The organism is Xenorhabdus sp. PB30.3, from assembly GCF_963895965.1.
Classification (GTDB): domain Bacteria; phylum Pseudomonadota; class Gammaproteobacteria; order Enterobacterales; family Enterobacteriaceae; genus Xenorhabdus; species Xenorhabdus stockiae.
Map to the genome: position 1 here is coordinate 1 of NZ_CAWQMW010000053.1, position 5381 is coordinate 5381.

General features: G+C 36.4%; 3 protein-coding genes. All 3 read right to left on the bottom strand.

Going from position 1 to position 5381, the window contains the following annotated elements; all coding sequences use genetic code 11:
• Window positions 1–217: 217 nt before the first annotated feature.
• Window positions 218–1123 carry a DUF4255 domain-containing protein gene (locus AACX38_RS04360; protein ID WP_228865792.1) on the bottom strand — a complete coding sequence of 302 codons (906 nt, stop codon included), beginning with the start codon at window positions 1121–1123 and terminating at the stop codon, window positions 218–220.
• A gap of 77 nt (window positions 1124–1200) precedes the next feature.
• Window positions 1201–3294: an ATP-binding protein gene (locus tag AACX38_RS04365; RefSeq protein WP_228865793.1), complete on the bottom strand. Its 2094-nt coding sequence runs from the start codon at window positions 3292–3294 to the stop codon at window positions 1201–1203.
• 35 nt (window positions 3295–3329) lie between these two features.
• On the bottom strand, window positions 3330–5381 hold a 2052-nt coding region (locus AACX38_RS04370; RefSeq protein WP_255712287.1), incomplete at its 5' end, for a contractile injection system tape measure protein.

Below are 5381 nucleotides of genomic sequence, written 5' to 3' on the forward strand. Positions count from 1 at the left end.
TTTAATATACAGAGTTATAGCTTTAAGTAAAAATGATAATGTATTTAAAAAACAATAAGTTGATTGTTAATGTTGATAAATCAACCTCATTATTCATAAATCTAATTTAAATATCATTAGCGTTAAATCAGAGTAATTAACAATGTGATCACATAAAAATACAGAAAATCACTCTCAATTGGTTAGTCTTTGCCATTCCATAAGTTATAAAAATAAATCAAATTCCGAAAAAATGATCTTTTTCTATACTTTTAATATAGATTCCATAATCATCGACCGTGGTAATAACTTTTTTATTATTTAACCAGAATTCAAAGATTTTATTGATGTCTTGTAGATATTTCTGATGTGTAATTCCTGATACAGACAGAGATACCGAAATTTCCGCTGAATTATTTGAAGTCGTAGCCTCTTTGATTACTAATAGTTCAATTTTGCTCAGTGCCAGCCTAATATTCTCTTCATTTTCTGATTCCGCAACTGGCTGTCTTTGTAATTCCGTAATCAATAATTCCCGCAAAGCATGACCAATCTTCTCCTGACTGAGTGATGCCGTTTGTTGAACAGTTGAAGAAATGGTGCTTATCGGCATCGCCTTATCCTGCTCATCGGTGAGGCTAACTGGTATTGTCACTGAATAATTCAGCGAAAGCCTTGGGCGATTTCCCAGTGACTGCCAGAAACTCCCTAAACTATTTAAACTTTCTTTCGGTGGTACAACCTGAGTATAAGCGCCGGGAATACCTGCCAATTGGCGGTTATTAATCAACGCATTTAAGACTTGTGACATAACTTGTATGGCCTGATTATCCGGTTGGCTATCCGGGCTATTCGGATCAGTTGCGGGTTTAGCCGATTCCCAATAGGTAATCAGATAATTACATTTAATATTGACCCAACCCGGTAATAACCTCCCGGAGGTGGCATTAAACACTCTGGATTCTGTTGAGCGAAGCTGTAGATCTTCATGGATATCGTAAAGAAAGACACTCACCATTGCATCAGATTGTACGGTATCTAATTCAGGCAAATCGAAACGAATTGCCACTTTTTTATCCAGATACTTTTCCAGAATTCCCTTCATTGCTTTATTAACGTCAATAACAGTTTGCATTTTTAGCATAAAAAAACCTCTTATTTTATTATTGTGAACACGGTCAGGTCATTAATACATTTAATTTTTATCTATGTTTATTTCTATTAATTTTTAAACGTTAATCTACCTACTTTATCTAATTCTCGTGATAATGCGGTTTCAATATTCTTATTATTAACTTCGTTATATTTGTTCTCTGCGGAAAATAGTGAAGACAATAAAGCAATGTTACGAATATTGGCTCCTGTGACACTTGTTTGCTGAGCTAATTTATCGAAATCGACATCCTGAGCGACTTTTATATTTTCAGGCCAGATTGCCTGCCACATTTTCTTGCGGATAGCTTCATCCGGATAAGTAAAGCGAGTAATAAAAGTAAAACGGCGATTAAAGGCGTTATCCAAATGGCTACGATTATTGGTGGATAAAATAACCAATCCCGGATAATTCTCCAGCCGTTGCAACAAATAAGAGACTTCAATATTGGCATGTCTGTCTTGCGCATCTTTAGTTTCACTTCGTTTACCAAACAGAGCATCCGCTTCATCAAAGAATAAAACACCGGCATCCTGTTCTGCCAAATCGAAAATACGGGATAAGTTTTTCTCGGTTTCACCAATGTATTTATTTACCACAGTAGATAAATCCACTTTTATTAAGTCAACGCCAAGGCAGTTGGCAATCACTTCTGCCGCCATCGTTTTCCCTGTCCCAGAATCACCATAAAACAACGCACTAATACCGGTGCCATAACCAATTTTATCTTTAAAACCTCCCGCCAGAACTTGTTCCCGATATTTAATGGCCGTGAGTATTTCCTGTATTTGTTGAGCAATCTCATCAGAGACCAATAAATCTTTTAATGAACGTTTAGGCGTCACCCGCTGGGCCAATTGACCAAAATTTTGTTGGGCACGTAAATTGAGCGCCTTATGAATATCGCATTGCTGCAAGATATCCAAAGGATCCCGTTGTTGTTGATAAAACTGAGCTTCTTCCAGAATCCATGGCAAAATTTCGGGATTAAACGTGTAACGCTGGCTTAAGGCGATTGCGTCAATATTATTGGCACAGTGATTGGGCAATTGTGCCGTCAATAGATTGGTTTTTTCCTTTGAGGTCAAAACGGGCATCTCAACCAATAATGCTGATAACTTTCTCAGCCAGATCAGTGGAGAAGAAGGTTCAATTAAACAAATCACTCTTAATTCAGGTTGCTGCAATAAAGCGGAAAGAGGTTCCAGTAGCTGTTTATTCTGTTCGGCGAATAAGCAAAAATTTCGCAGTAATAAACAAGCGCCGCGCATACGGATTTCCCGCAAGATAAGCTTTATTCGCGAAAGCAAAGCTTTATCATCATTGTCAGCCAATTTAGCGATATCCACCATTAACGTTTGTCGTTCTTCTGACGCCATGATATTGGTAACCGCATAAGCTCTCGCACTGCCGGTAATACCTTTTAATAAGATTATCGGACGAATATCATCGTGTTCGGATAATAAAGCATTATTGAGTAATTGCTTTAATTTGGCTGGGTAATAGCCATTCTCTGCGGGCATTAGCCACTCACAATAATATTCTAAATCAGGCGGAATATAGTGATGCCCAAGTAAAAAGTGATACACACTGTTGTCTGTGATAAAAGGTGTCTGAATCCAGGACGACATTTTTTTGCGACTATCAATGGATAATAGCTGGCAGCCAATCAATGGTGAACGATGTAGAAAACTGATCTGTTGTGCCTGTTTCTCCATCATTGAGTGACAAAATAGTTCCAACGCCAGCGTAAAAGTGGGAAATCGAGATTGTTGTTCTCCTTGAATTAATGCAAACAGTTGATAGTAGCGGCTATCAAAATGGGGAAGTAAACCTAACAACAAAACATCTCTTTCAAAATCAGTCAGCTCAAAACGATCGACCAAATCAGTGAGTCGGGATGCCACTGGCATGACGGTTTGCGGTATTACCAGACAATCATCATTGAACCAATGAGGTTTACCCATCGGGTTCTCCAGTCTGGCGATAATATCCTCTTCACTTAACAGAAATTCATCAAGGGGATCATCTTGCTGCCCTGATATACAATGGCAATGGTATTGAAGAACAAGATCAATACGTTCCAGTTGGCTAAATAAAAATGCTAAATTTGCATCATTATTTTGCTGAAATAAATTAGAGAAGACAGGCGCTGTATTCATAAATTCTTACTCAGACTATGTATTGTATTTGATGGTTATAACCATGTTATGGTGATGGGATATTTCAACCAGCTAAAGTGCGCGATATTGATTGGCCACGGCCATTCGCTTATCAGCACATCATAAACTTCGGGTTTAATATGGATATTTATTAAACCGTTTAATTCATTTAATTCTCCGGAACGTTGCAAAAATAAATGCCGAACATCATTTACACCCATTTTTTTCCAGACCGGAAGTTGTATAACGGTTTTTTCCAGCCATTGGTTGATGGCGATTTGCTGTTCTGGCTCTGGCGTACGCCAAAGCGCATTATCATGCATGGGTAACCCACAAAGTATTTTATTGAGGGTCAGCCGCCATACAGGTATTTCCTCTTCAGCCCAAATCAGCCAATCAAGTAAACAGACGGCTTTCCTTTGCGCTTCAAGACTGACAAATTGATTTTTCTCCAATAAATCAAAAGTGCGGAAAAATGTTGGCAATAACGGCCATAAAATTATGCAACCGGCATTGCTGATGGATAAAACAGATTGTGCTGATGAAGTTTGAATCCCATTAATAGGTTGTATGGGGGAAATTTGCGCTAAAGAAGCTGGTTTCAATAATTCGCTATGTTGTTCCCTGTTTTTTAAAATTGAAGCGTTTTGTTTTACCGTCTTCTCTATCAAACCATCATACTGTTGTGTAGCTGCTGGTTGATACTGTGTTTGTATAAGCTGAGATATTGACGGTACTGTACCTATTTGTATTTCGGTTTCACTGTGTTTCTGCTTTAATTTATTACATTCATCCTGAATGATATTTACTGCGGGTGTTTTCTTAATTTTAGTTTGTGATGTGCTTTCGGTTATTATATGAGTTTTATTATTATTTGGTTTTAATGAATCAAAATTATTTTCAGCCTGTTCTCTCTCCGATATCAGTTTGTTTTTAGCGTTTAGTATCGTTTCTGCTGGTATATAAATTTCTTTATTATCTGGCTTTAACGAATTAGCACCATTTTCAAAAAACTCTCTTTCTGATATCAGTTTATTTTTAACATTTAGTACCGTTTCTGCTCGCGTATAAATTCCTTTATTATCTTGCTTTAACGAATGAGCACTATTTTCAACAAGCTCCCTCTCCGATATCAAATTATTTTTAACGTTTAGTATCGTTTCTGCTGGTATATGGAGTTTATCATTATTCCGCTTTAATAAATCAACACTACTTTCAATAAGTTTTCTCTCCGATACAAGCTTGTTTTTAACGTTTAGCGTCATTTTTGCTGGCAGATGGAATTTATCATTATTCGGACTTAATAAATCAACGCTACTTTCAATAAATTCCCTCTCCGATTCCAGCTTATCTTTAACGTTTAGTTCCACTTTTGCTGGTATATGGAGTTTATTATTATTCGGTTTTAATAAATCAACGCTACTTTCAATAACTTTTCTCTCCGATGCCAGCTTATCTTTAACGTTTAGTTCCATTTCTGCTGGCATATGGAATTTATCATTATTCAGCTTTAATAAATCAACACTATTTTCAATAATTTCTCTCTTCGATGTCAGCTTGTTTTTAACGTTTAGCGTCGTTTCTGCTGGCATATGGAATTTATCATTATTCGGTTTTAATAAATCAACGCTACTTTCAATAAGTTCTCTCTCCGATGTCAGTTTATTTTCGGTTTGTAAAATAAATTCTTTTTTTACCGCATGTTCATATCTCACCTGATGTTTCAGATAATACTCCGCAGATAACCTCAATTTTTCTGGCGTCACCTGTTTATCTAAGATTATCTGTGTTTGTGAGTTAATAAATTTGGATGCTATTTCTTCAGAGAATAGTTTTATTAGTAAACTAAGAAAATCTGGTTGGCAAATTTTAATTAATCGGTTTAATCCCGCAGGTTGTAAGCAGTGTTTAGCTAACATAGGGAGCCATTGTTGTGGGTGCAGGCTAATATTTTCAATTAACCAATAACTGAACTCAGGATTTTTTACCTGTTGACATAAAATAGATGATTCCCAGTAACCATGATTTAAATAGTTATCAATATTATTTAGTATTAATTCTTCTGAATATAATGTACTGGATACACT